Origin of the sequence: Hyphomonas adhaerens MHS-3, assembly GCF_000685235.1 — a bacterium.
Lineage (GTDB): Bacteria > Pseudomonadota > Alphaproteobacteria > Caulobacterales > Hyphomonadaceae > Hyphomonas > Hyphomonas adhaerens.
In genome coordinates this window covers 228,232-251,501 of the sequence record NZ_ARYH01000001.1, presented here as the reverse complement: position 1 = coordinate 251,501, position 23,270 = coordinate 228,232, and the positions used below count along the sequence as shown (strand labels likewise).

22 protein-coding genes and 1 tRNA gene are annotated in these 23,270 nt (G+C 63.2%); 17 read left to right on the top strand and 6 right to left on the bottom strand.

Translation table 11 applies throughout. The features are described 5' to 3' along the window. Nucleotides 1-85 (top strand) — tRNA-Leu (locus HAD_RS01135). Nucleotides 86-319: 234 nt separating this feature from the next. On the opposite strand, the gene HAD_RS01130 is transcribed toward HAD_RS01135, so the two are convergent. Next, a complete protein-coding gene (locus HAD_RS01130; RefSeq protein WP_035568815.1) occupies nt 320-889 on the bottom strand; it encodes a tetratricopeptide repeat protein in 570 nt (189 codons plus the stop codon). 254 nt (nt 890-1,143) lie between these two features. On the opposite strand from HAD_RS01130, the gene HAD_RS01125 reads away from it, so the two are divergent. The 5 genes from HAD_RS01125 (at nt 1,144) to HAD_RS01100 (ending at nt 6,086) form a co-directional block, all read left to right on the top strand. Further along, entirely contained in the window at nt 1,144-1,602 is a 459-nt protein-coding gene (locus HAD_RS01125; RefSeq protein ID WP_035568813.1) for a MarR family winged helix-turn-helix transcriptional regulator, read from the top strand. A gap of 27 nt (nt 1,603-1,629) precedes the next feature. Continuing rightward, the gene (mgtE, locus tag HAD_RS01120) at nt 1,630-3,048 is read left to right on the top strand and encodes a magnesium transporter (protein WP_241765278.1); all 1,419 of its coding nucleotides are present in this window, start codon (nt 1,630-1,632) and stop codon (nt 3,046-3,048) included. Nucleotides 3,049-3,166: 118 nt separating this feature from the next. Next, nucleotides 3,167-4,327, top strand: coding sequence for a glycoside hydrolase family protein (locus tag HAD_RS17695; protein WP_051595823.1), 1,161 nt, complete (start codon nt 3,167-3,169; stop codon nt 4,325-4,327). A gap of 38 nt (nt 4,328-4,365) precedes the next feature. Then, nucleotides 4,366-5,538, top strand: a complete 1,173-nt coding sequence (locus HAD_RS01105) for an isovaleryl-CoA dehydrogenase (RefSeq protein WP_035568809.1) — start codon at nt 4,366-4,368, stop codon at nt 5,536-5,538. Nucleotides 5,539-5,540: 2 nt separating this feature from the next. Next, nucleotides 5,541-6,086 carry an arsinothricin resistance N-acetyltransferase ArsN1 family B gene (locus tag HAD_RS01100; RefSeq protein ID WP_035568806.1) on the top strand — a complete coding sequence of 182 codons (546 nt, stop codon included), beginning with the start codon at nt 5,541-5,543 and terminating at the stop codon, nt 6,084-6,086. Nucleotides 6,087-6,098: 12 nt separating this feature from the next. On the opposite strand, the gene HAD_RS01095 is transcribed toward HAD_RS01100, so the two are convergent. Together HAD_RS01095 and HAD_RS01090 are read right to left on the bottom strand one after the other, a co-directional pair. Continuing rightward, nucleotides 6,099-8,072, bottom strand: coding sequence for an ATP-binding protein (locus HAD_RS01095; protein WP_241765277.1), 1,974 nt, complete (start codon nt 8,070-8,072; stop codon nt 6,099-6,101). 67 nt (nt 8,073-8,139) lie between these two features. Next, nucleotides 8,140-9,957, bottom strand: a complete 1,818-nt coding sequence (locus tag HAD_RS01090) for a patatin-like phospholipase family protein (protein ID WP_241765276.1) — start codon at nt 9,955-9,957, stop codon at nt 8,140-8,142. Nucleotides 9,958-10,073: 116 nt separating this feature from the next. Between HAD_RS01090 and HAD_RS01085 the strand changes: the two genes are divergently transcribed. The 5 genes from HAD_RS01085 to HAD_RS01065 all read left to right on the top strand — a co-directional run bounded on the left by HAD_RS01085 (nt 10,074) and on the right by HAD_RS01065 (nt 14,871). After that, complete coding sequence (locus HAD_RS01085; RefSeq protein WP_035568801.1) at nt 10,074-11,681, top strand: carboxyl transferase domain-containing protein; 1,608 nt, start codon at nt 10,074-10,076, stop codon at nt 11,679-11,681. 90 nt (nt 11,682-11,771) lie between these two features. Then, nucleotides 11,772-12,353: an NAD(P)H-dependent oxidoreductase gene (locus HAD_RS01080; RefSeq protein ID WP_035568799.1), complete on the top strand. Its 582-nt coding sequence runs from the start codon at nt 11,772-11,774 to the stop codon at nt 12,351-12,353. Between the two features lie 152 nt (nt 12,354-12,505). Beyond that, a complete protein-coding gene (locus tag HAD_RS01075; protein WP_035568796.1) occupies nt 12,506-12,832 on the top strand; it encodes an EF-hand domain-containing protein in 327 nt (108 codons plus the stop codon). A gap of 137 nt (nt 12,833-12,969) precedes the next feature. Then, the gene (locus tag HAD_RS01070) at nt 12,970-13,983 is read left to right on the top strand and encodes an acyltransferase family protein (protein WP_241765275.1); all 1,014 of its coding nucleotides are present in this window, start codon (nt 12,970-12,972) and stop codon (nt 13,981-13,983) included. Nucleotides 13,984-14,070: 87 nt separating this feature from the next. After that, nucleotides 14,071-14,871 (top strand): enoyl-CoA hydratase-related protein, encoded by an 801-nt coding sequence (locus HAD_RS01065; protein ID WP_035568793.1) that lies wholly within the window; start codon nt 14,071-14,073, stop codon nt 14,869-14,871. 4 nt (nt 14,872-14,875) lie between these two features. Here the strand turns inward: HAD_RS01065 and HAD_RS01060 are convergent, their stop codons facing one another. Further along, nucleotides 14,876-15,220, bottom strand: coding sequence for a hypothetical protein (locus HAD_RS01060; RefSeq protein ID WP_035568790.1), 345 nt, complete (start codon nt 15,218-15,220; stop codon nt 14,876-14,878). Nucleotides 15,221-15,370: 150 nt separating this feature from the next. Between HAD_RS01060 and HAD_RS01055 the strand changes: the two genes are divergently transcribed. Further along, a complete protein-coding gene (locus tag HAD_RS01055) occupies nt 15,371-16,288 on the top strand; it encodes a DUF817 domain-containing protein (protein ID WP_084331725.1) in 918 nt (305 codons plus the stop codon). Next, nucleotides 16,257-18,161 carry an acetyl-CoA carboxylase biotin carboxylase subunit gene (locus HAD_RS01050; protein WP_035568789.1) on the top strand — a complete coding sequence of 635 codons (1,905 nt, stop codon included), beginning with the start codon at nt 16,257-16,259 and terminating at the stop codon, nt 18,159-18,161. Before HAD_RS01055 ends, HAD_RS01050 begins: the two co-directional genes overlap by 32 nt. Nucleotides 18,162-18,235: 74 nt before the next feature. Here the strand turns inward: HAD_RS01050 and HAD_RS01045 are convergent, their stop codons facing one another. Beyond that, nucleotides 18,236-18,559, bottom strand: coding sequence for a hypothetical protein (locus tag HAD_RS01045; RefSeq protein WP_035568787.1), 324 nt, complete (start codon nt 18,557-18,559; stop codon nt 18,236-18,238). 186 nt (nt 18,560-18,745) lie between these two features. Further along, nucleotides 18,746-20,086, bottom strand: a complete 1,341-nt coding sequence (gltX, locus tag HAD_RS01040; RefSeq protein WP_035571381.1) for a glutamate--tRNA ligase — start codon at nt 20,084-20,086, stop codon at nt 18,746-18,748. Nucleotides 20,087-20,231: 145 nt separating this feature from the next. Here gltX and HAD_RS01035 point away from each other — a divergent pair, with 145 nt between their 5' ends. The 4 genes from HAD_RS01035 (at nt 20,232) to HAD_RS18805 (ending at nt 23,213) form a co-directional block, all read left to right on the top strand. Further along, nucleotides 20,232-21,083, top strand: a complete 852-nt coding sequence (locus HAD_RS01035) for a hypothetical protein (protein WP_156942113.1) — start codon at nt 20,232-20,234, stop codon at nt 21,081-21,083. 284 nt (nt 21,084-21,367) lie between these two features. Further along, a complete protein-coding gene (gene acuR / locus HAD_RS01030) occupies nt 21,368-22,006 on the top strand; it encodes an acrylate utilization transcriptional regulator AcuR (protein WP_035568785.1) in 639 nt (212 codons plus the stop codon). Nucleotides 22,007-22,019: 13 nt separating this feature from the next. Then, nucleotides 22,020-23,015, top strand: coding sequence for an acrylyl-CoA reductase (NADPH) (gene acuI, locus HAD_RS01025; protein WP_035568783.1), 996 nt, complete (start codon nt 22,020-22,022; stop codon nt 23,013-23,015). Between the two features lie 69 nt (nt 23,016-23,084). Beyond that, the gene (locus HAD_RS18805; protein ID WP_277813267.1) at nt 23,085-23,213 is read left to right on the top strand and encodes a hypothetical protein; all 129 of its coding nucleotides are present in this window, start codon (nt 23,085-23,087) and stop codon (nt 23,211-23,213) included. The last annotated feature ends 57 nt before the right edge of the window (nt 23,214-23,270 follow it).

The window sequence follows — 23,270 nt, the reverse complement described above, 5'->3', positions numbered from 1 at the left end:
GCGGTCGTGGCGGAATTGGTAGACGCGCAGCGTTGAGGTCGCTGTGGGGCAACCCGTGGAGGTTCGAGTCCTCTCGACCGCACCATTCATTCGCGATTGGCGCGTCGCGCCAAAAAATCGATCGAGGATCGATTTTAGCGAATGAATGAATCCCAAATTGATCCCCGCTTCACTACGTTCCGCGATGGATCGCGCTCAGGGCTGTTCAATTTTAGCAATCGAATGAATCCTTTGATGTTTCCCGCTTCACTGTGCTCCGCGACAGACCGCGCTCAGGGCTGTTGTGCGGGCGCACGAACAGCCCTGATGCGGCCGGGGCTTATTCGACCGATGCCACCTGGAACTGTCCGAGCGCCTCTTCGGCCGGCGCGAAACCTGGTTTGAGGGCGGCGCTGGTGTAGAAGTCCCGATAGGCCGCTTCCGTGTCTTCCAGCGCCCAGTATGCCAGCGCGCGGTTGTAGTAGGCGATGTGCCGGTTTTCCGGGGACACCGAATCGATATCCGACAGCGCCGCGATGGCTTCGTCCGCACGTCCGAGCCGGATCAGGGTGGCCGCAAGGCTAATCGATATGTCGCTGCGTTTCGGGCCAAGGTCGGCCGCTTCCTTCAGGCGGGCGAGGGCGGGCTCGAAGTCGCCGAGGCGCAGGCTGACGATGCCGGAATTGGCGAGTGTTGCGGCCCTGTCAGCAAGTGTCAGAGAGCGATCGTCGAGCGCCGCTTCGCAAATCCGCTTCAGTGAGGGAGAGGCTGCGCCAGGCTCTGCGACGCCTTCTGCGCAGGCTTCGGCGGGGGCCGGCCCGTTATAAAAGATGTCCGGGGCGGCGAAGGCCGGGTCAGCGGCAAATCCGAGGGCGAGCAGGCCGGCGGTGATGTGTCGGGAGGAAAACATGAGGGGCGCCTTTCTGGGCTATTTAGTGCATATGCACGTTATGGAGTGTGCCACGACGTGCCGGGAAAGACCCCGTCCGGCCGAGGACAACCGGACGGGGGAGGAGAGAGGCCGGCATACGGAGGTGTTTGCCGAACCTATAAATAGTGTATATGCACTATACTGGAGTTTCCATACACGGACTCTAAAGCGTGACCATAGTAAAACTGGGCGTGATTGGACATATGCCGGAAAGGCTGCATATACACGAGACCATGACTGAGATGATCGATACAGCTGACCTTCTCTCTGAAGTGACAGGCACCTGCGTGGCGGGGCGCGTGTTGCGTGCAGCGCGCCTTATCACCCGTCATTATGACGATGCACTGCGCCCGACCGGACTAACGATTACCCAATTCGGACTATTGCATGTGATCGGCCGGTACGAGCCGGACTCGATCTCGCAGGTCGCCGAGTTGATGAATCTCGACCGGACATCCCTTTCCCGGAACCTGAAGCCGCTCGAAAAGGCCGGCTTTGTCCATCGCGGCAATGAAGGCACGGGCCGCAAGCGCCGCGTCCTGCTCACAACGCTCGGCCTGAAGAAGCTGGAAGAGGCGCGCCCCTACTGGAAGCAGGCGCAGGCGAAGATGGAGGCTGTTCTGGGCGATCCCCACCTCGACAATCTGACCAATGCCCTGCGGGAAGTCCGCCCGGATACGCTTTCGCCCTGATATCTTCACGCAGGGAGAGGAGGGGCCTTGCCGCGGCGCAGCAACAGCGGCAAGACAGGCGCCATGACGGATGTGTCCACGCCTTCCAATCCGGCGCCAGAACCGCCGAATGTCGATCCGGACCTGCTGGACGACCTCACCGACGCCGTCGATGAGAGAGATACCCGGTGGCTGGCGCGGACACTGCAGCGCATGCACCCGGCCGACGCCGCCGACCTGCTGGAAGCGCTGCCCTTCGACACCTTCTCCGATGCGGTCGAGCTGCTGGGCGGGGAGCTGCCGTCCGACATCCTGATCGAGCTGCGCGATTCCTATCGGGAAGAGGCGGTCGATGTCCTTCCCGATACAGCGGTTGCCAGCGCCCTCGACGAACTCGACTCCGATGATGCCACCGTCATCCTTGAAGATCTTGAGGATGACCGCCGCGAACGCATCCTTGAAGACCTGGAGCCCTTCGACCGGGCCCAGCTGGAACGCGGCCTCGCCTATGAAGAGGAATCGGCCGGCCGTCTCATGCAGACGGAATTCGTGGCCGTGCCGGAATACTGGACGGTCGGCCACGCCATCGACCATGCCCGGGAACTCGGCGAGGAACTGCCGGAAGTCTTTTACGAAATCTATGTGATCGATCCGGCCTACCGGCTGCAGGGGATCGTCCAGCTTGCGACGCTGATGCGGACGCCGCGCGACGTGCAGCTCTCCGACATCATGACCGACCCTTTGTCGGATGTCCGCACCGACATGGACCAGGAAGAAGTCGCGTTCCAGTTCCAGAAATACTCGCTGGCCTCTGCGCCTGTGAAGGACGCTGCCGGGCGCCTCGTCGGGATGATCACGGTCGATGACATGGTCGATGTCATCCAGGAAGAGGCCGAGGAAGACCTGTTCTCGCTGTTGAACGTCAGCTCCGCAGACGGGTCTGACTCCGTGGTCGATACGGTGCGGGCGCGGGCTCCGTGGCTGGCCGTCAATCTCGTCACCGCCTTTGTTGCCTCGGGCATCATCTCGCTGTTCGAAGGCACGCTGAACCAGGTCGTGCAGCTGGCGATCCTCATGCCGGTGGTTGCGGCGCTGGGCGGCAATGCCGGCAGCCAGGGCCTCGTTGTGGCCGTCCGCGCCATTGCCGAGCGCCAGCTGGAAGGGGACGCCGTGCGCCGGGCCATCCTGCGCGAAGTGTTGAGCGGTCTCGTGAACGGGGTCCTGTTTGCGGTCGGCGTCGGCCTCGTCGCACAGCTCTGGTTCCACGATGTGAAACTGTCGCTCGTGCTCGCCTCGGCCATGATGGCGACGTTCCTGTGGGCGGCCTTCTCAGGCATCCTCGTGCCGCTCGGCCTCAAGAAACTTGGCGCAGACCCGGCCGTGGCCTCCTCGGTCTTTGTGTTGACGCTGACCGATGTGATGGCATTTTTCTCCTTCCTTGGGCTGGCGACGCTGGTTCTGCTCTGAAGTCCGGTTTCTGACCTGCATATGCACGCCGGACTCACGCAACAGGGGAAAAGGCGCGCCATTTGCACGGGTGCGTCATAGAAAAACACCAACTGTTTCAATACGGGAGCCATTTGTCTTGGCCCTGCCAACACGCACGTCCGGAGCCGGGGTCGAGCTTATCAAGAGCTTCGAGGGCTTTCGTGCGCGTGCAACCCGCCTGCCGGACGGCTCCTGGATCGTTGGATTTGGCCACACAGCTGGAGCCCGGGAAGGACTTCGCGTCACCCGTGCAGATGCCGAACTCGTGCTGCGCCATCATGATCTGAAGCCCATCGAAGACCTGATCGGCCAGCGCGTCCTGACGCCGCTGACCCAGAACGAATTCGATGCGCTGGTGTCCTTCGCCTTCAATATCGGGCCGCAGGCCTTCCTCGAGTCCAATGTGCTGGCGCTGCTGAACAGCGGTGAACGCCTGCAGGCAGCCGAGGGCATGACGGCCTGGCGGAAGGCGCAGGTGGATGACGAGGTTCGCGTGGTCGATGCGCTGGTGCGCCGTCGCGCGGCGGAGAAGGCCCTGTTCCTGGAACATCCCTCCGGCCGCATCCCCGTGCCCGGCGCGCTTCTGCGCCCGCAATACGATCCGGGCGCTGCGCTGGCCATGTCGCGTGAGCGGGCCGTGGTGATCGAGGCCCGCACCGAGGATGGCCGCATCTCTGCCGCGCCGCCGAGGCCCGCATCCGAAACCGCTCCGCAGGCGGCGGCCCGCGCCGTGTCCGAGCGGATGTCGAAACTTCTCGGCGAGGAGCCGGAAACCGGCCGCTCTGCCGAAGGGGCTGCCCCCGGTGTGCCCACGGCCGACGAGATTACCCGCGCCGTCTCCGCCCTGGCCGAGCCGGACGGGGCAGGGGAAGACCACCCGGACAACAACATCATCGAGGCCCGTCAGATCCCCGCAGCGCCCCCCCGCCAGCCGGATGAGCCCGCGCCGCAACGCGTCCCGCCCGCCGCCCATGAAGGCAAGCGGGAAATCCTGCGTCCGCCGGCCCTGCCGCCCTCGCGCAGCAATGGGATGAACGGCGATATCAGCGTCATGCGCTGGCTGCCTTATGCGCTGCTGTCAGGGCTGGGATTGTGGGGCGTGTTCGAAGGCGTCCGCCGGACAGTCGCCCCCTCCGTACAGCGCTTTCCGGGCAGTGCCGGCGAGGCCTATGTCGGGCCGCTGCTGGCCTTCGGCTCAGCCCTGCTCAGCGTGCTGGCCATCTACTATCTCTATCGTGCGATTACGCGGCAGGATTGATAGCTGACAGGACCGGAACGGCCTGCTAATCAACCGCCATGATTGCGAACACATATCCTACTTTGAACTTCGACCTCGGCGAAACCGCCGACATGATCCGCGAAACCGTGGCAAGTTTTGCCCAGAACGAAATCGCGCCGCGCGCGGCCGAGATCGACAAGACGGACAAATTCCCGCGCGATCTGTTGCCAAAAATGGGCGAGCTAGGCCTGCTCGGCATCACGGTCGAAGAGGAATGGGGCGGCACGGGGCTCGGCTATCTGGAGCACGTCGTGGCGATGGAGGAAATCTCCCGCGCGTCTGCCTCGGTCGGCCTCTCCTATGGCGCCCATTCGAACCTGTGTGTGAACCAGATTCGCCGCTGGGCCAGTGACGCCCAGAAGGCGCGTTACCTGCCGAAACTGATGACCGGCGAACATCTCGGCTCCCTCGCCATGAGCGAGAGCGGGGCCGGGTCTGACGTGGTGTCGATGAAGCTGCGTGCCGAGAAGAAAGGCGACCGCTATGTGCTGAACGGCACCAAGATGTGGATCACCAATGCGCCGGATGCGGATGTCCTGGTTGTCTACGCCAAGACCGAGCCGGAGGCGGGCTCCAAAGGCATCACGGCCTTCCTGATCGAGCGGGACATGAAAGGCTTCTCTGTCGCGCAGAAGCTCGACAAGCTCGGCATGCGCGGGTCGGAAACCGGGGAGCTGGTCTTCGAGGATTGCGAAGTGCCGGAAGAGAACATCATGGGGCCGCTGAATGGCGGCGTCCGTGTGCTGATGAGCGGACTCGACTATGAGCGCGCCGTGCTGTCCGCCGGGCCGACGGGCATCATGCAGGCCTGCATGGATGTCGTGATCCCGTATATCCATGACCGCAAACAGTTCGGCCAGTCGATCGGCGAGTTCCAGCTGATCCAGGGCAAGGTGGCGGACATGTATGTCCAGATGAATGCGGCCAAGGCCTATGTCTATGCGGTTGCCAAATCCTGCGACCGGGGCGAGACGACCCGCAAGGACGCGGCTGGCGCGATCCTCTACGCGGCCGAGACCGCAACGAAGCTGGCCCTCGATGCAATCCAGATCCTCGGCGGGAACGGCTATATCAATGAATACCCGACCGGGCGCCTGCTGCGCGATGCGAAGCTCTACGAGATCGGGGCAGGGACGTCCGAGATCCGCCGCTGGCTGATCGGCCGCGAACTGTTCGGCGAAACGGCCTGAACATGAAGATCCGCCTGGCGACGTCTGACGATGCCGGGTGGATCGCCGGCATCTACGCGCCCTACGTCCGCGACACCGTCATCTCGTTCGAGATGGAGCCACCTTCTGCAGAGGAGATGGCGCGGCGGATTGAAACAACCCTGCAGACCTATCCCTGGCTTGTGGCCCAAGACGCTGGCCAACCGCTCGGCTATGCCTATGCCTCGCCGCACAGGGCCCGGGCGGCTTATCGCTGGTCCTGTGATGTCAGCGTCTATGTCGCCCCGCAGGCGCAGCGCCGGAGCGTGGGCACGAAGCTCTATGTCCGGTTACTGGATATGCTGGAAGAGCAGGGGTTCCGGAATGCCTTCGCGGGGATCGCCCTGCCGAACGCCGCCAGCATTGCCCTGCATGAGCGCCTCGGCTTCACGCATCTCGGAACCTACCGGGATGTCGGCTACAAGCTCGGCGCGTGGCACGATGTCGGCTGGTGGCAGAAGATCCTGTCCGATGTCCCCGGTGTGCCGCGAGACCCCGTGCCCTTGCCGGAAATCAATCCCGGCCGCTAGACGCGATGCCTGTCAGGCGCGGGCGCGGCGTTCGCCAAAGTCTGTGGGGACACTGAGTACCTGGCCGATCACCGTGACGAGGGACCGCTCGTCAATCGGCTTGGCGACGTAACCGTCAAAGCCTTTTGCGAGATATTTCTCCCGGTCGCCGCGCATGGAATCCGCCGTGAGGGCGATCACCGGAACGACGCGGTTCAGGCTGCCGGAATTGCGCAGGCGCTTGAACGCTTCCGCGCCATCGAGCCCAGGCATGTGAATGTCCATCAGCACGACGTCGAACGGTTCGTAATCGAGCGCTTCGAGCGCTTCATTGCCATCCCCGGCTTCGGAGACGACAAGGCCGTAATGTTCCAGGAAGGTGCGCGCGACGCGCCGGTTGATGGCGTTGTCATCCACCACCAGGGCGCGGCGTCCGCTCAGGCCTTCGCGTTTCGCTGCGGGCGACGCAGGTTTGGGAAGCACCGTGTCATGCATGTGGATCACGTCGCCGGCTTCTGTTTCGAATTTCAGGGTAAAGACAGACCCGCGGCCAGGCTCGCTGACGACCGTCACATCGCCGCCCATCATGCGGGCAAGTTTGCGCGTAATCGGCAGGCCCAGGCCGGTGCCGCCGAAGCGGCGCGTCGTGGATCCGTCGGCCTGCGAGAAGCTTTCGAAGACACGGTCCATTTTCTCGGCCGGGATGCCGCATCCGGAATCGGAGACATGCACGATGACCCGGGTTTGCCCGGTCTTGGTCGGTTCGCAGGTGACGACGACCATCACCTCGCCTTTTTCGGTGAACTTGATGGCGTTCGAGACAAGGTTGCCGACGCACTGGCGCACGCGCACCGGGTCGAATTTCATCCGGGACGGAACACTCGGATCGATGAACAGCTGGAGATTGATGCCTTTTTCCTCGGCCGTTGCCGCATGCAATTTGATCATGCGGCTCAGCTTGTGGCGAAGGTCTCCGACGACCGGCGTGACTTCCAGCTTGCCGGCCTCGATCTTGGAGAGATCCAGAATGTCGTTCAGGATCGACATCAGCGTCTTGCCGGAATCGAGGATGGTCGCGACCTGTTCCTTCTGGTCCGGCGTCAGGCTCGAATGGGCCAGCACCTGCGTCATGCCCAGAACACCGTTCAGGGGGGTACGGATCTCATGGCTCATATTCGCCAGGAATTCGGATTTCAGGCGGGTGGCCTGTTCGGCGCGGTTCAGCGCATCGCGCAGCTCGTGGGCTTTGCGGCGTTCCTCGCGGATATCGCGCACATAGGTGATGAACACCCGTTCGCCTTTTTCGCCCCAGCGGGCGCTGGTCAGTGACAGTTCGACCTGGTTTGTGCCACCGGATTTTGTCGGCGTTTCTGCCTGCGTGACGTGCCGCAGCATCTCGCCGCTGGCGAGTTTCATCGCCAGTTCGGGGTCCGGCTCATAGGTTTCATCGCCCGTCAGGATGCCGACATCCTTGCCGATGAGTTCCTCTTCGGAATATTCGGACATTTCGCAGAGTGCCCGGTTCACATAGGTGATCCGGCCGGCGGCATCGTTCAGGATGATGCCATGCAGGGCGTGGTCGGCAGCCGTTTTCGAGAGTTCGTACAGGCGGAGAGCCTCGTCGCGCTCTTCGGCGATATCAGTGATTTCGTGAGAGACAGACAGCGCGCGGCGTTCCGAGTCGCGTTCGACCGGAATAACGGTCGTCTTCATGATTTTGCCGAGCATTTTCGCCGCCCGGCCTTGCGAGGTCGTGAATGAGCGCGATTCCCCCGTCTCGATCACATGGGTGACGGCGCGGACCATTTCGGTGTTCTTGTAGGCGGGATCGAATTCGAAGATGCGCATGCCGACGATGCTTTGGCCATCGGGCCGGATCGATTCGTTCATGAGCCGGTTGGACGCGGTCCACTGAAGGTCAATCAGCTTGCCGGAGTCGTCACGTACGGCCGCCGTCTCGCAAATGACCACCGGCAACATGTCCAAAAGCGCCATATCCATACGCATTTTCTCCCATCCTCCCCCGTCAACCCTGGGGGAAGCTGACCGAATATGCTTAATACTGTATTGAAAATTACAGATTCGTCAGAAGTGCGGTTTCCGGACGGGGCAGTGTGACCATGCTTGTTTCGTCCAGAGCGAGCAGAGCGGCCTGGTAGCCGGATTCGACGCAGGCATCGTAATTTTCCCAGTCGCGCAGCTCTGTTTCCGCAAGTTCCGGCAGGATCAGCACGTCGGTCATGTCCCGGCCGAACTCTGTGTCTGCGCGGATGGTTGCAGACCGCATCAGCACACCGGCAATCGGCGGCGGACTGGAAAAGCCATGGCGTGCCACCCAGCGGAAAAAGCCGGCAGGTTTTTCAAACTCGTCGATCTTCAGGCCTTCCGGCTGGCGCGTCACGTCGGATCCGATGACGAAGCCGCGATGCATGTCGCGCATCACATCTACCGGGAAATTGTTCAGGACGGCGCCATCGACCAGAAGATCTTTCCCGTCCACCACCGGCGGCAGGATGCCGGGCAGCGAGATCGTGGCGCGCAGCGCATCACGCAATTGGCCTGTGCGGTGAATCCTCTGTGTACCAGTCATCAAATTGGTCGAGGTGGCGAAGAAGGGGATGTCGAGATCACCGATTTCGGCGTCTCCGAAATGTTCCTTCAGGCGGGCATTCACCCGCACGCCTTTCACCATGCCGACGACGGGCAACGTATAGTCTCCGAGCGGATTGCTCTCGACGAAGGCCTTGCGGATACGCATGTCGATCTCGGCATCGTCCCAACCCATGGCGACACAGGCGGCAATGACAGCGCCCATGGAGGCGCCGCCGACAAAGTCGATCGGCACGCCCCGGTCGCGCAATGCCCGCACGACGCCGATATGGGAATAGGCGCGGGCTCCGCCGCCGGACAGGATCAGGCCGACCGAGACGCCGGCCATGACCCGGGCGAGCCGGTCGCAATTCGGGCCGTCCATGCCCTGCCAGTGAAACAGGCGGCTCGCGCCGGCGGCTTCCAGCCATTCAACCGGCTTGCAGGCCCGCCGGTCGTCGCCCGGATGCAGCAACAGCACATCGACCAGTTTCAGTTCGCGGGCAGGGGAGTCGTCGTCCGGCATCAGCGGATTGGAGGGCTTGGCATCGGCCCGGCCGACGACCCAGATCCGGTCTGCCTGGCGGACCGACAGCCTGTACCAGCGTGTGTCCCCGATCGTAGAGATCAGGATCACCACATCGTGGCGTTGCTCCAGATCGTCGAAATAGGCCGCGGGCTTGTCGGCGCCCAGGGACTCGCCGACGACAATCGCCTTCTTGCCCAGTGCTTCGACGCTGGCCCTCAAGGCCCGGGCGCGCAGTTCCAGGTCGATCGTCGGGGAGGTCGCGACCATCGTGAACACTTTCGGCGCAGAGCTGACATTGCGCTGGCCCTCGCGGCCGACCCGGCGAAGGATGATGCGAATCATCTGTTCCAGCAGTTCCGGCTCAGACTTGACCAGCTTGTGCCAGCCTTCGCGGGAAAAGCCGACAATTTCGGAGTCGCGCAGGGCATAGATAGAGCTGGTGTGCGGGGCGTCTTCGGGGGCGCCATCGCCGTCCAGATCAATCCCGCCGAGGAACAGCGCCATCTCGCCCACCGGCTCGCCGGGGCGGATATGGCCGACGAATTCGGTCTGTCCGTTCGGATTGGCGCGAAAGGCGCCCAGGGCTCCGGACAGGACAAAATAGATCATGTCCGCCGGTTCGTTGCGCAGGAACAGCGTCCCGCCAGCCGGAACGCAGAACCAGGACGCTTCGCGCCCGGCCGCCTTCATCGCCTTGGCTGGCACATCCTTCAGGAAGGCAATTGCCTTCAGGGATGGTGTGAGATCCAGCTTCATGTTCCTGAACATGCGCATCGGCGGCGGCCTTTCCTAGAGGGCTTCTCGGTCAGTCTGGTAAAATCCGGTGACACGCGCGTGACACCTGCCCCACAGACAGCTAAGCCTGCCTGAAACTTCTGAAGGGAGGCTGAATGCCCGTCCTGAAATCCAGTCTCGACGTGGCGGGACCGCGCTTTGCCGCGAACAAGTCCGCCATGGAACGCCTGCTTGAAGATTTGCGGGCGCACACGTCCAAAGCCGCGCTTGGCGGGCCTGAAGGCTCCCGCCAGCGCCATGTGGACCGGGGCAAGCTGCTTCCGCGGGACCGGGTCGAGCGCCTGCTGGACCCGGGCAGTGCCTTTCTGGAGATCGGCGCGCTGGCCGCCCATGGCATGTATGGCGATGAGGCGCCTGCCGCTGGAATCATCACCGGCGTCGGCCGGGTAGAAGGCCGGGAATGCCTGATTGTCTGCAACGATCCGACCGTGAAGGGCGGCGCCTACTTCCCCGTCACAGTGAAGAAGCATTTGCGGGCCCAGGAGATCGCGCTCGAAAACCATTTGCCTTGCATTTACCTTGTCGACTCGGGCGGTGCAAACCTGCCCCACCAGTCGGAAGTCTTTCCGGACCGGGAACATTTCGGGCGGATCTTCTACAACCAGGCCCAGATGAGCGCGAAGGGCATTCCCCAGATCGCCGCTGTCATGGGCTCGTGTACGGCGGGCGGCGCCTATGTGCCGGCCATGTCGGACGAGACGGTGATCGTGCGCAAGCAGGGGACGATCTTCCTGGGCGGACCGCCGCTGGTAAAGGCGGCGACGGGGGAGGTGATCTCGGCAGAGGATCTTGGCGGGGCCGATGTGCACGCCCGCCGGTCTGGCGTGGCCGATCACTATGCTGCGCATGACTCCCACGCGCTGGCCATCGTGCGCTCTATCGTCCGTACACTTTCAAAGCCGAAGCCCCAGCCCTTCGAGCTGACCGAGCCTGCCGAGCCGCTTTACGACCCCGCCGAACTTCATGGCCTCGTGCCGCAGGATGTGCGCGAGCCCTATGATGCCCGCGAAGTGATTGCGCGCCTCGTCGACGGCTCGGAGTTCCACGAGTTCAAGAAGCTGTATGGCGAAACCCTCGTCTGCGGTTTTGCCCGGCTCTACGGCATGCCGGTGGCGATCCTCGCCAACAATGGCATCCTCTTTTCCGAAAGCGCCCAGAAGGCGGCGCACTTCATCGAGCTGGCCGACCAGCGCCGTATCCCGCTCGTCTTCCTGCAGAACATTACCGGCTTCATGGTCGGCTCGAAATACGAGGCGGGCGGCATTGCCAAGGACGGCGCCAAGATGGTGACGGCTGTGGCCACGGCCAGCGTGCCAAAATTCACCGTCGTCACCGGCGGCAGTTTCGGCGCCGGCAATTACGGCATGTGCGGCCGGGCCTATTCTCCGCGCTTCCTGTTCATGTGGCCGAATGCCCGCATCTCCGTCATGGGCGGCGAGCAGGCCGCCAGCGTGCTCGCCACGGTCAAGCGCGACGGCATCGAGCGCAAGGGCGGGGAATGGTCTGCCGACGAGGAAGAATCCTTCAAGCAGCCGATCCGTGATCTCTATGAGGCCGAAGGCAGCCCGTACTTTTCCACGGCGCGCCTCTGGGACGATGGCATCATCGACCCGGCCGACACGCGCCGCGTGCTGGGCCTGGCCCTCTCGGCCAGCCTCAACGCCCCCTTCGGCGAACGCGGCTTTGGTGTCTTCCGGATGTAGCAGGTTAATCTAGGGACGTTTGCGGATTGCGCTGCGTCAGAGGTCTGGCATCATCCTGTCACGCGATGAGACAGGAAGAGGGACCCGCCCATGACCAAATCCATCTGCATCATCAACGGCCATCCGGACCCGGATCCGAAACACCTGATCCACGCCCTGTGCGACGCTTATGCCGATGGCGCGGAAAGCGCGGGCCATACCGTCACCCGCATTGATGTCGCCGCACTCGACATACCGCTGTTGCGGTCCGCGGAGGAGTTCGAGACCCCGCCGCCCGAACCGATCCTGACAGAACGGGAGAAGATCGCCGCAGCCGAGCACCTGCTGATCGCGTTCCCGCTCTGGATGGGCAACATGCCCGCCATGCTGAAAGCCTTCTTCGAACAGGCCGCGCGGGGCGAGTTCTTCCTCGGCGAAAGCGACAATGGCTGGCCCGCCCAGATGATGAAGGGCAAGTCCGCCCGCGTGCTCGTCTCCATGGGCATGCCAGGCCTCGTCTACCGGTTCGGTATGGATGCCGGGGCCTTGAAGGCGCTGGAGCGCGGCCTGCTCGGACTGTCCGGTTTCCATCCCCTTCATCACACGATCATCGGCGGAGCGGGGGAACTTGGCGAGGAAGGCTACCGGTCCTGGGAAACCTTCTGCCGCAAGATCGGCGCCGAGGGCACCTGATCCGTACCCGGTAAGGGATCAGTAGGCCGGATTATTAAAATCGTGTCGTGAACCCGTTTTCACGCAACATGAACGCGTCCCTGACGTAGGCTCCTCGTGTCGCAGGCCAGTGCCGCAACTGGCGGTGGCGCAGCACAATCAGGAGAGATGTCATGCAACGCACCCCATTCCTTGTGGTCGCCGCCTTTGCCACGGCCCTGATGGGCCATGCCGGAGAGATGCCGGACTTCTCCGGCCTCGATACAGACGCCGATGGCCGCCTCAGCGAGGCCGAATTCGTTTCCTGGAAAACCTCCGGCGGCCGGGCCACCGAATCCGAGGCCATGGCCAAGTTCACAAAGTTCGACGCCGATGCCGACGGCTATGTGCTTGAGGCCGAATACAATGCCATCATTGACGCCTGGCGCGCCGGCCCCAAGCGCCTGGTCCCCGAAAACGGAATTGACGACGCACAGGAACCGGACGGTAAAACGAGCTGAGCTCGAGCACCGTCCGAAGGCGGCCTCCCGCGCGCGGCGGGGGGCCGTCGCTTTTTGCAGGCAGGTATCAGATTGCCGGTGTCATCCCTTCCGGGCGTGATCGAAACGGGCTAAACCGCCAGCGGAAAGGCGGGAGTATGTCCGGAAATCGATTCGACCTTATCCGGCTCGTCCTGGCGACGGCCGTCTTCGCCTTTCATGCGGTCGCGCTGACCGCGCTGGATCCGTCCGGCCCGCTGGAATCCGGCCTGGCCGTGGCGGCGGAGCTTTCGATCCAGGGCTTCTTCATCGTCTCCGGTGCGCTGGTGGCAGGATCGCTCGCCCGCTCGAAGACGGTGGCGAATTATACCGGCAAGCGCGTCCGGCGGCTCTATCCGGCCTATGCTACGGTCATTCTCATTCCCGCCGCAGTCAGCCTGGCGCTGACCGGCAATGCCGCCGGGGTTGCGCGGTATGTCGGGGCCAACCTCGTTTTCCTGAACTTCCTGTCGCCGGATCTGCCCGGGCTCTTCGCGGACAATCGGTTCACCGCCGTGAACGGCGCGCTCTGGACGCTGAAAGTGGAGGTGATGTTCTACATCGCCCTGCCGGTGATCGCGGTCCTGATGCGGGCCTTTGGACGGGCAGGGTGGGTCGTGCTGGCCTTGCTTTATGCGGGCGGGGAGGCGTGGCGGCATTTGGTGCCGGTGCTCCTCCAGAATTCACAGGCGCCGGACCTTGCCCGCCAGTTGCCGGGGCAACTCGCCTTTTTTGCCAGCGGCATCGCGCTCTGGGGCCTTTGGCATGTGGCGAAGGCGCGCCCGATGCTCTTCGGCGCGGTTGGGCTTTTGCTGCTGGCGGCAAGCTTTGCGCACCCCTTTGCCGCGCCGCTGCGGGCGGCGGGTCTTGCCGGCACCATCGCGGCTATCGCCTTCCTGCCCGGTCCGGTACTCAACGCCGCGCGCTTCGGCGATGTCAGTTATGGCGTCTACATCACCCACTTCCCGATCCTGCAGGCCATGATCATGGCGGGCCTGTTCGTGCAGCTCGGTTTTGCCGCGGGCTTTGCCATTGCCGCGCTGTTCGTCTTCGCGGCGAGCTTCCTGCTCTGGCACCTGGTCGAGAAGCCGGCGCTGAGGCCGTCGAGCCATTACCGGCAGGTTGCGTCCTGAGCCAGCAGGCGGCCTGCGGCGGAAGGCCGGTTGCCGTCAGCGCGTGAGCGGTCCAAAAGACTCTCAGAATTACAACGCGAGGGCCCCATGCGCGATTCCGATTACGATCTCATCAAACTCGAAGCCACCGAAGAGGGGCTCGCCGTCGTCGTCATCAACCGGCCCGACGTGCACAATGCCTTCAATATGGAGCTGATCGCCGAGCTGACCGACGCGTTCAAGACGATCGCCGACCAGCCCACGATCCGCATGATGATCCTGCGCGGCAATGGCCACACGTTCAGCGCCGGGGCCGATCTCAACTGGATGAAGCGCGCCGCCACGCACACGAAAGAGGACAATGTGCGCGATGCGGTGAACCTCGCCGAGATGCTGCAGTCGCTCTACGAGATGCCGCAAATGACGCTTGCCATGGTGCAGGGCGGGGCTATGGGCGGCGGCGCAGGGCTGGTGGCGGCCTGTGACGTGGCCGTGGCCATGTCGAACACCAAGTTCCGTTTCTCCGAAGTCCGCCTCGGCCTGACACCGGCCACGATCAGCCCCTATGTGATCGACGCCATCGGCCCGCGCTGGGCGCGCGCGCTGTTCACGACGGCGGAAACCTTCGATGCCGCCTTTGCCGAGAAGATCGGCCTCGTCCAGTATGTCGTCGAGAGCCTGGAAGAGATGACGAAGATGGAAGAGCACCTTGCCAATCTCGTCTTCTCCGCGGCGCCGGGCGCTGTGGCTGATGCGAAGAAACTGGTCGCCGACGTCACGGGCCAGATCATCGACCGGGACCTTGGCCATGAGACGGCAAAGCGGATCGCCGCGCGGCGGGTTTCCGACGAGGGCAAGGAAGGCATATCCGCCTTCCTCGAAAAGCGGCGCCCGAACTGGGTCCGCTAGGGCCTTATTCCAGCGACTTCCGCATGCTCTTCACAGGCAGGCCGATGTCTTCCAACAGGCTGATCGTCGCGTTGACCGGGTTGATCCCGGTTAACTGCTCGATCTGGTGCTGGAACACATAGGCGAGCACGCCGAACATGATCAGGTAGATCAGGAATTGCATCAGCGATTTGAGCAGATAGGCGCCCGCACTGCCGACCACGAGGCCGGTCACGCCAAGGATCAGCGCGCCGGCAATGGGCTCAAGCTCGCTGACATGCCCGGCCTGTGTGTAGCCGATATATCCGCCGACAGCGGCCCCCACGAGACCCGCAAGGCTGCTCAGTCTGACGCCAGATGCATAGGCCATGTCTCTTCCCTCCGATTCAGGCCGTTAACCCTTACAAAGGGTTCGGCGCCGCGCAAGGGCAGGATATGGCCATGACGAGGGCGGGCGAGGCGCGCGAAGGGCCATGAACCGGCCTGAAACCCGCCTTGAAGGCGTGTCAGAGCAAGGGGCATGACCGCGCCCCCCGCCTTCGGCCCGTCCCGGCCCAATGCCGTCCAGCGCCGCCTGCATGCCGGGCGCGAAGCCCTGCGTGCGCGCTGGGTGAGGGGGCCATGGAGCCTCGCCGCCTTCGAATTTGTCAGCTTCGGCATCAAACAGGGCTGGGCCTGCCTGTTCGGCGGGGCGATGCTGGGCCTCTTACTCGTCACCTTCCTCTGGTATCCGGAGGAGGCGCCGGTCTCGCGCTACGATTTCCTGGTGATCGGCGCGGTGTTGATCCAGGTCCTGATGCTGTGGACGGGGCTGGAGACGCTGGAGGAGGCGAAGGTGATCCTCGTCTTCCACATCACCGGCACGATCATGGAATTGTTCAAGACCGCCCATGGCAGCTGGATCTATCCGGAGGAAAGCGTGCTGCGGATCGGGGCGGTGCCGCTGTTTACGGGCTTCATGTATGCCGCGGTCGGGTCGTATCTCGCCCGGGTCTGGCGGATTTTCGATTTCCGGTTTGACCGCTTCCCGCCGCTCTGGCTGCAGGGCCTGCTGGCGGCGGCGATCTATGTGAATTTCTTCGCCCACCACTGGCTGCCGGATGTGCGCCTCGCTTTGTTTGCGGGCACGGCAGTGGTTTACGGACCGTGCCTCGTCCGGTTCCGGCCCGACCGGCACCACCGGCCGATGCCGCTGGTGGTCGGTTTCCTGCTGGTCGCCCTGTTCATCTGGTTTGCGGAGAATATCGGCACCTTCGCCAGGGCCTGGGCCTATCCGGGGCAGGAGGACGGCTGGCACCCGGTCTCTTTATCGAAACTCGGATCGTGGTATCTGCTGATGATCATCAGTTTCGTCCTGGTCGCTGCCGTCCATCGCGGCAGCCAGTGGGGCACGGGAGGGCCGTCCCATGAAAATCACCAAACTTCTCGTCGCCAATAGGGGCGAGATTGCCTGCCGCATCTTTGCCACCTGCCGGGACCTCGGCATCGCGACCGTCGCCGTCTATTCCGATGCCGATGCGCGCGCCAAACACGTGCGCGAGGCCGATGAGGCCGTGCACATCGGCCCGGCGCCCGCCGCAGAGAGCTACCTGAAGGTCGAGGCCATCCTTGCGGCCGCCAAAGAGACCGGCGCCGATGCGATCCATCCCGGCTATGGCTTCCTGTCGGAGAATGCCGACTTTGCCGAGGCCGTCGTGAAGGCGGGCTTGATCTGGGTCGGCCCGCCGGCGTCTGCCATCCGGTCGATGGGGCCGAAGGATGAGGCGAAACGCATCGCTGAGGAGGCGGGCGTGCCCGTGCTGCCCGGCTATCGCGGCGAGGCGCAGGACGCAAAGACGCTGACCGAGGCGGCGAAAGAGATCGGCTTCCCGCTGCTGATCAAGGCAGTCGCCGGGGGCGGGGGCCGGGGCATCCGCCTCGTCACCAAGGCGTCGGAACTGGCCGCCGAACTGGAAAGCGCCGTGCGCGAGGCTGAGAGCAGCTTCGGCGATGGCCGCGTGATGCTGGAAAAGCTGGTCGAACAGCCGCGCCATATCGAGGTGCAGGTGTTCGGGGATTCCCATGGCAATGCCGTCCACCTGTATGAGCGCGACTGCTCGCTGCAGCGCCGCCGCCAGAAAGTGATCGAGGAGGCGCCTGCGCCCGGCATGCCGGAAGACGTCCGCAAGGCGATGACGGACGCGGCCGTGGCGCTGACGAAGGCCGTGAAATACGAAGGCGCCGGTACGGTGGAATTCATCGTAGACGGATCAAAACCGCTCTCGCTCGATACGTTCTGGTTCCTCGAAATGAACACCCGCCTGCAGGTGGAGCACCCGGTGACCGAGATGATCACGAGGCAGGACCTGGTTGAGTGGCAATTGCGCGTGGCCTCTGGCGACTTGCTGCCGCTGCACCAGCAGGACATCCCGCTGCATGGCCATGCCATCGAGGCGCGGATCTGCGCCGAGGACCCGGCCGAAGGCTTCCTGCCCGGCGCGGGCCTGATCCTGGAATTCGGCCTGATGGAGCCGGTAGACGGTGAAACGATCCGCTGGGATGCCGGGTTCGAGACGGGCGACCGCGTGCCGTCGAACTATGATTCCATGATCGCCAAGCTGATCGTGCATGACGGTAATCGCCATGCGACCTGCGAGAAACTGATCTCCGCCCTGTCGCACCTGCAGCTCGCCGGTGTGCCGTCGAATGCGGGCTTCCTCAGCCGCTGTGCGTCATCGGACGCCTTCCTCAACCATTCCCACCATGTGAACTGGATTGCGGAGGCGGGCGAGGCGCTGACCCTTCCGCCTGCGGAACACGAGCTTGCCTCCGTCATGGCCGTTTGCGATGTGCGCCTCAATGAGGCGGGCGGCGCAACGCCATGGGGCCTCCAGGATGGCTGGCGCATGAACACGGCGCCGGTGCACAAGGTCATGGTGGCGGTCGGCGCCGATGCCGATTGGGTGGATCCGGATGCATGGGATCTGCCTCCCGAGACGCCCCTGCCGCTGGTAACGGACATTTCGCCCCGCCGCTACGCGGTCACGACGGGCGGTGACACGGTGCTGGTCGAGGTGCCGGAGTTCGATGCGGATGTCGAAGCCGTGCTCGGCGGTGACCATGTCAGCGCGCCGATGCCGGGCAAGGTCCTGTCGATTTCGGTCGAGGCCGGCGCGGAGGTAACGCGCGGTGACACGGTTGCCGTGATGGAAGCCATGAAGATGGAACATGCGCTGACCGCGCCGCGCGACGGGGTCGTGGAAACCGTGGCAGGCAAGGTGGGAGACCAGGTCTCCGAAGGTGATATCCTGGTTCAGCTGGTGGCGGAGTAACCCTCACCTCCCGCGTCCGGGGGAGGTGGCTGCACCGTTCTGGCGCGGGCGGAAGGTGAGGGCCGCTGCGTGACTTAAGCTGCGACGGCGAAATCCATCCGTGCAGGAACATGTGTCTCGGCGCGGTAGGGGCGGCGCACGACCGGCGGGGCGACGATCTCGCCAAGATGATTGGCGGCAAAGGCGATGGCTTCGGTCTTCAGGATGCGCTCGCCATATTCATTCTCGCCAAGGATGACGCGGGCCATGGCGCTGTCCGGACCGGCGGCCCAGAATTCGACGCCGGCGTCTGCCAGTTCCATCGCCTTGTCGAGCTCCATGCGGAAGCTGTCGCCGAAAACGACATCCTTCACCTGCGCCGGATCAAACTCACATCCCTTGATGACCAACCGAACCATCCCGCAACTCCTCAGCTCTCTTTGCCAACTTTGTGGCGCTTGAAACCCATGCAGGAAGGTGTCGTTCCACCCGTCCTGCGATAGGAGAACATAAGCAGAATATTCACGTTTTGGAAAGGAAAAAGTTCCATTTTTGTTCACGTCGAACCAAAACGGAACAAAATCAGGAACTTGCCTGTCCCGGTATCAGCCAGCCAGACGCTTCAGCGCCCGTTCGCGGCCGATCAGCGGCAGGAGGGCGCCCATGTCGGGGCCGTGTTCCTGGCCGGTCAGGGCCTTGCGCAGCGTCATGAACAGGCTGCGGCCCTTGCGGCCGGTCTCTGCCTTCACGGCGCCTGTCCACTGGCTCCAGGTCTCGGCTGTCAGCTCGCCTTCCGGCAGCAGCGTGGCAGCCGTGGCGACGAAGTCCTTGTCCTCATCGTCCACCAGCGGGGTGATGTCGCCGAACACCGTGTCGATCCAGCCGGCGACGTCCGGCAGCAGGGCACAGTTCGCCCGCACCACCGTCCAGAAGGCTTCGTCGGCCGCGCGCGGGTCTACCGCGGCGAGGCGGTCTTTCACCGCGTCGAAGGGCAGGGCGTGCAGGATCGCGGCGTTGAGGCCTTTCAGTTCCGCTTCGTCGAACCGGGCCGGGGAGCGGCCGATCTTGCCGAAGTCGAACTCATCGGAGAGCTGCTGCAGGCTTTCGCGCGCCTCGACATTGTCGGATGTGCCGATCTTCGCCAGCAGCGAGCAGATCGACATCGGCTCATAGCCCTGCGCGCGCAGTTCGCCCATGGAGAGCGAGCCGAGCCGCTTCGACAGGCCCTGTCCGTCGGCGCCGATCAGCAGCGGCGTGTGCGCCATGTCCGGGGCCGAACCGCCGAGCGCCTTGAAGATCTCGATCTGTGCGCCGGAATTGGTGACGTGGTCTTCCCCGCGCACGACATGGGTGATGCCGGCCTCGATATCGTCGACGACAGAGGGAAGCGTGTAGAGGTAGGAGCCGTCGCCGCGGATCAGGATCGGGTCCGACAGGCTGGACGTGTCGATGCTCTGCGCGCCGCGCACGAGGTCTTCCCACTCGACGCGCTCGCCGGACAGCTTGAACCGCCAGTGCGGCTGGCGGCCTTCGGCTTCGAGTTTGGCCTTCTCGTCGTCCGTCAGCTCCAGCGCGGCCCGGTCATAGACCGGCGGGCGGCCGCGGGAGAGGGCGATCTTGCGCTTGCGGTCCAGCTCTTCCGCCGTCTCGTAGCACGGATAGAGCAGGCCCATTTCGCGCAGCTTGTCAGCCGCGGCGTCATACTGGTCGAATCGCGCGGACTGGTTGAACGTGTCGGCCCAGACGAGGCCCAGCCATTCAAGGTCCACCTTCAGCGCGTCTTCATTCTCCTTTGTGGAGCGTTCCACATCAGTGTCGTCGATACGCAGGATGAATTTGCCGCCCTGGTTATGGGCGAACAGCCAGTTGATGAGCGCAGTGCGCACATTGCCGACATGCAGGCGGCCGGTTGGCGAAGGGGCGAAACGAACGATAGGGGAGGTCATGAAGATGATATGGCCATGGATCAGGGAAATGTGTGCCGCTTTCGACACCAAATTGCAGAAAAAGCCAAGCGATCCATGCCAGTTTCTTGCTAATCAGTATGCTAGTGTGACACCTGCACGTGAGTCGCAACCCGAGGAGGGGGTCATGAAGAAAGCCTGGATTCTTGCTTTGGCAGGAAGCCTAGTGGCCTGCGGCCAGCCGGCGGAGTCGCCGGACGGTGGCAACGCCACGGCCCCTGCAACGGCGGAGCATGAGACGCTTCAGGCCGACGTGCCGGAGTCAGAGCCGATCACGTCCCCCTATGAGCTGGCCGAGTCTGCTCCGAACGACCGGGACTTCGCCGCGCTCGCCGGATACCCCGATACCTGGCATGTGTCCTATGGCTGGCCCGGGGAGTATCCCGCCGGGTTTGTGGTGCTGGAACAGGGCGTGACGGTGAACGGCCGCGCCCGGCCCAACCCGGATGCCCCGGCCAATGTGCCCTGCACCCTGCCGCAATATGCCAACTACCAGATCTGGAACCGCCAGCGGGTGGAACGCGACAATCTCGAATTCATCGTCGCTTCGAAGATCGAACCGGTGACGATGCTGGTCGATGCCAGGATCGAAACGCCCGGCGATGAGGGCATGCAGGTACTGAACCTGAAGGCCGGCGACGTGCTGTCCTACCTGCGCTATCTCGGCGAAGGCTTCGCCATCTTCGATGTGGACGGGCAGGAATACACGATCAACGAGGCCGAGCTGCGCGACATCTCCAGCATGACGGGCATGGCCCTGGAGGAAGACCAGTGGGTGGAGGTCGCCTGTATCGGCGGAACCCGCGCCTGGCTGCTCTATGACGATGCCATCGCGCAGGACGATATCGTCCCGTCGCCCATCGTCGGCTTCGGCGAAGCGTCGGACATCTATCCCGATGAGGTCGACAAGGTCCGCGCCGAAGGCCTCGAACTGGAAGCCTTCCAGAACCAGCCGTTTGATGACGGGTCGGTCGACTAGGCTTTCGCCCTCTGCGCGCATGCTTCGACGTCGTGCCGTGACGGGAAAGGCCGCACGTACATCATTCGTGCGGGCTGGATGATTTCGAGAGATGTTTTTTGAAGCAGCGAATGGGCTCCGGCTCATTCGCGGATTCTGTGCGCCTGAAAACGCCGTCTCAAAGCCATCTCCGCTGACAATCCCTCATGACCGCAAGCTGGATAATCCCGGGTGACTCCAGCAATTCTGCAATTCCTCTTCGTCAGATATTGCATTTAATAGACTATTTGGTCTATAAACAAAAAATGAGTTCGACAGACGCCCCGACACCCAGCCGCCGCAGAGGCCGCCCACGCAAACCGCCGGGCGATCAGACGGCGCGTCAGGAACTGATCCGGACCGGGCTGGAGTACCTGACCGAGCGGGGCTACTGCGCGGTCGCGGTTGATGAAATCCTGCGGGCGGCGGGCGTGCCCAAAGGCAGTTTCTACTACCACTTCCAATCGAAAGAGGATTTCGGCGGTGCACTGATCAATGCTTACAATGAGTTTTTCTCCTCCAAGCTTCGTTCCTGGTTCCAACGCGCTGACCTCTCTCCGCTGGACCGGCTGCGGGGCTTTATTTCCGACGCCGAAAAGGGGATGGAAAAGCACGCGTTCAGGCGCGGGTGTCTCGTTGGAAACCTGGGGCAGGAGATGGCGGCCCTCCCACCGGGATTCCGCAGCTTGCTTTCCTCCGCTCTGTCGGACTGGCAACGCCTGACAGAGGCCTGCCTTCTTGAAGCGCAAAACCAGGGCGAGATCGGCAAGCACCATAAGCCGGAAGCGCTCGCCGCTTTTTTCTGGATCGGTTGGGAAGGCGCGGTTTTGCGCGCCAAGCTCGAACAGAGTCCGGCCCCCCTACGCCAGTTCGCAACTGGCTTCTTTGCCCTCGCATCAAATTGAAAAGGCGACACACATGTTCGATGCAATCGTAATCAACAAAGATACAGATGAGCAGACCGTTTCCCGGAGTCAGGTGACCCTTCCCGAAATGGAAGAGGGAGATGTGGTCGTCGACATTGCCTGGTCGACCCTGAACTACAAGGATGCATTGGCGATCACGGGCAGCTCCCCGGTCGTGCGAAGCTTCCCGATGATTCCGGGCATTGATTTTGCCGGTGTCGTGTCTGAAAGCCGCCATTCTGATTTTGCGCCCGGAGACCGCGTTGTTCTGAACGGCTGGGGTGTCGGCGAAAAGCATTGGGGTGGGCTTGCAAAGCGCGCCAAGGTGAAGGGCGATTGGCTTGTCCGTCTTCCTGATGGCCTGACGATGCGGCAGGCCATGGCGATTGGCACCGCCGGCTATACCGCGATGCTCTGTGTCATGGCGTTGGAAGACGAAGGCGTAACGCCCGCCAGCGGCGAAATCCTTGTCACGGGCGCATCCGGAGGTGTCGGAAGCGTCGCAACAAGTCTGCTTGCAAACAAGGGATTCACGGTTGCGGCGGCCACGGGCCGGCCCGAAGAGACGGACTATCTCAAAAGCCTGGGCGCGTCCTCAATTGTTGACCGGGCCGATCTTTCCGGGCCGCCGCGCGCCCTGAACAAGGAGCGTTGGGCGGGCGCAGTCGATGTTGTTGGCGGCGTTGTGCTCGCCAATCTCCTGTCGATGATCAAATATGGCGGGACCGTTGCGGCTTGTGGGCTCGCTGGCAGCATGGATCTGCCGACAAGTGTGGCCCCCTTCATCCTTCGAGGCGTCACCTTGAAAGGCATCGACAGTGTCATGTGTCCAAAAGAAAAAAGACTGGCCGCATGGGAACGCCTCGCAACCGATCTGGACCCAACAAAGCTGGAAGCCATGTCCACGGAGGTGGCATTCGAAGATGTGCTTTCGACGGCGCCGCTCTTCCTGGAAGGTAAAGTCCGTGGGCGCATCATTGTCCCGATAAACCCGGAACTTGAAAATTAGGAAGAGTGAACGCCTCACGGCAAGTGCGCCTGGCTGCTCTATGACGACGCCATCGCGAATGACGCGATCGTGCCGTCACGCATCGTTGGCTTCGGCGAAGCGTCGGATATCTATGCCGATGAAGTGGACAAAGTTCGCGCCGAAGGCCTCGAACTGGAAGCCTTCCAGAACCAGCCGTTTGATGAGCCGGTCGACTGAGCAGTATCCTGCTGCCGGCTTTATCCGATGTGGGAAATTGAACAGAAATCCGAGAGA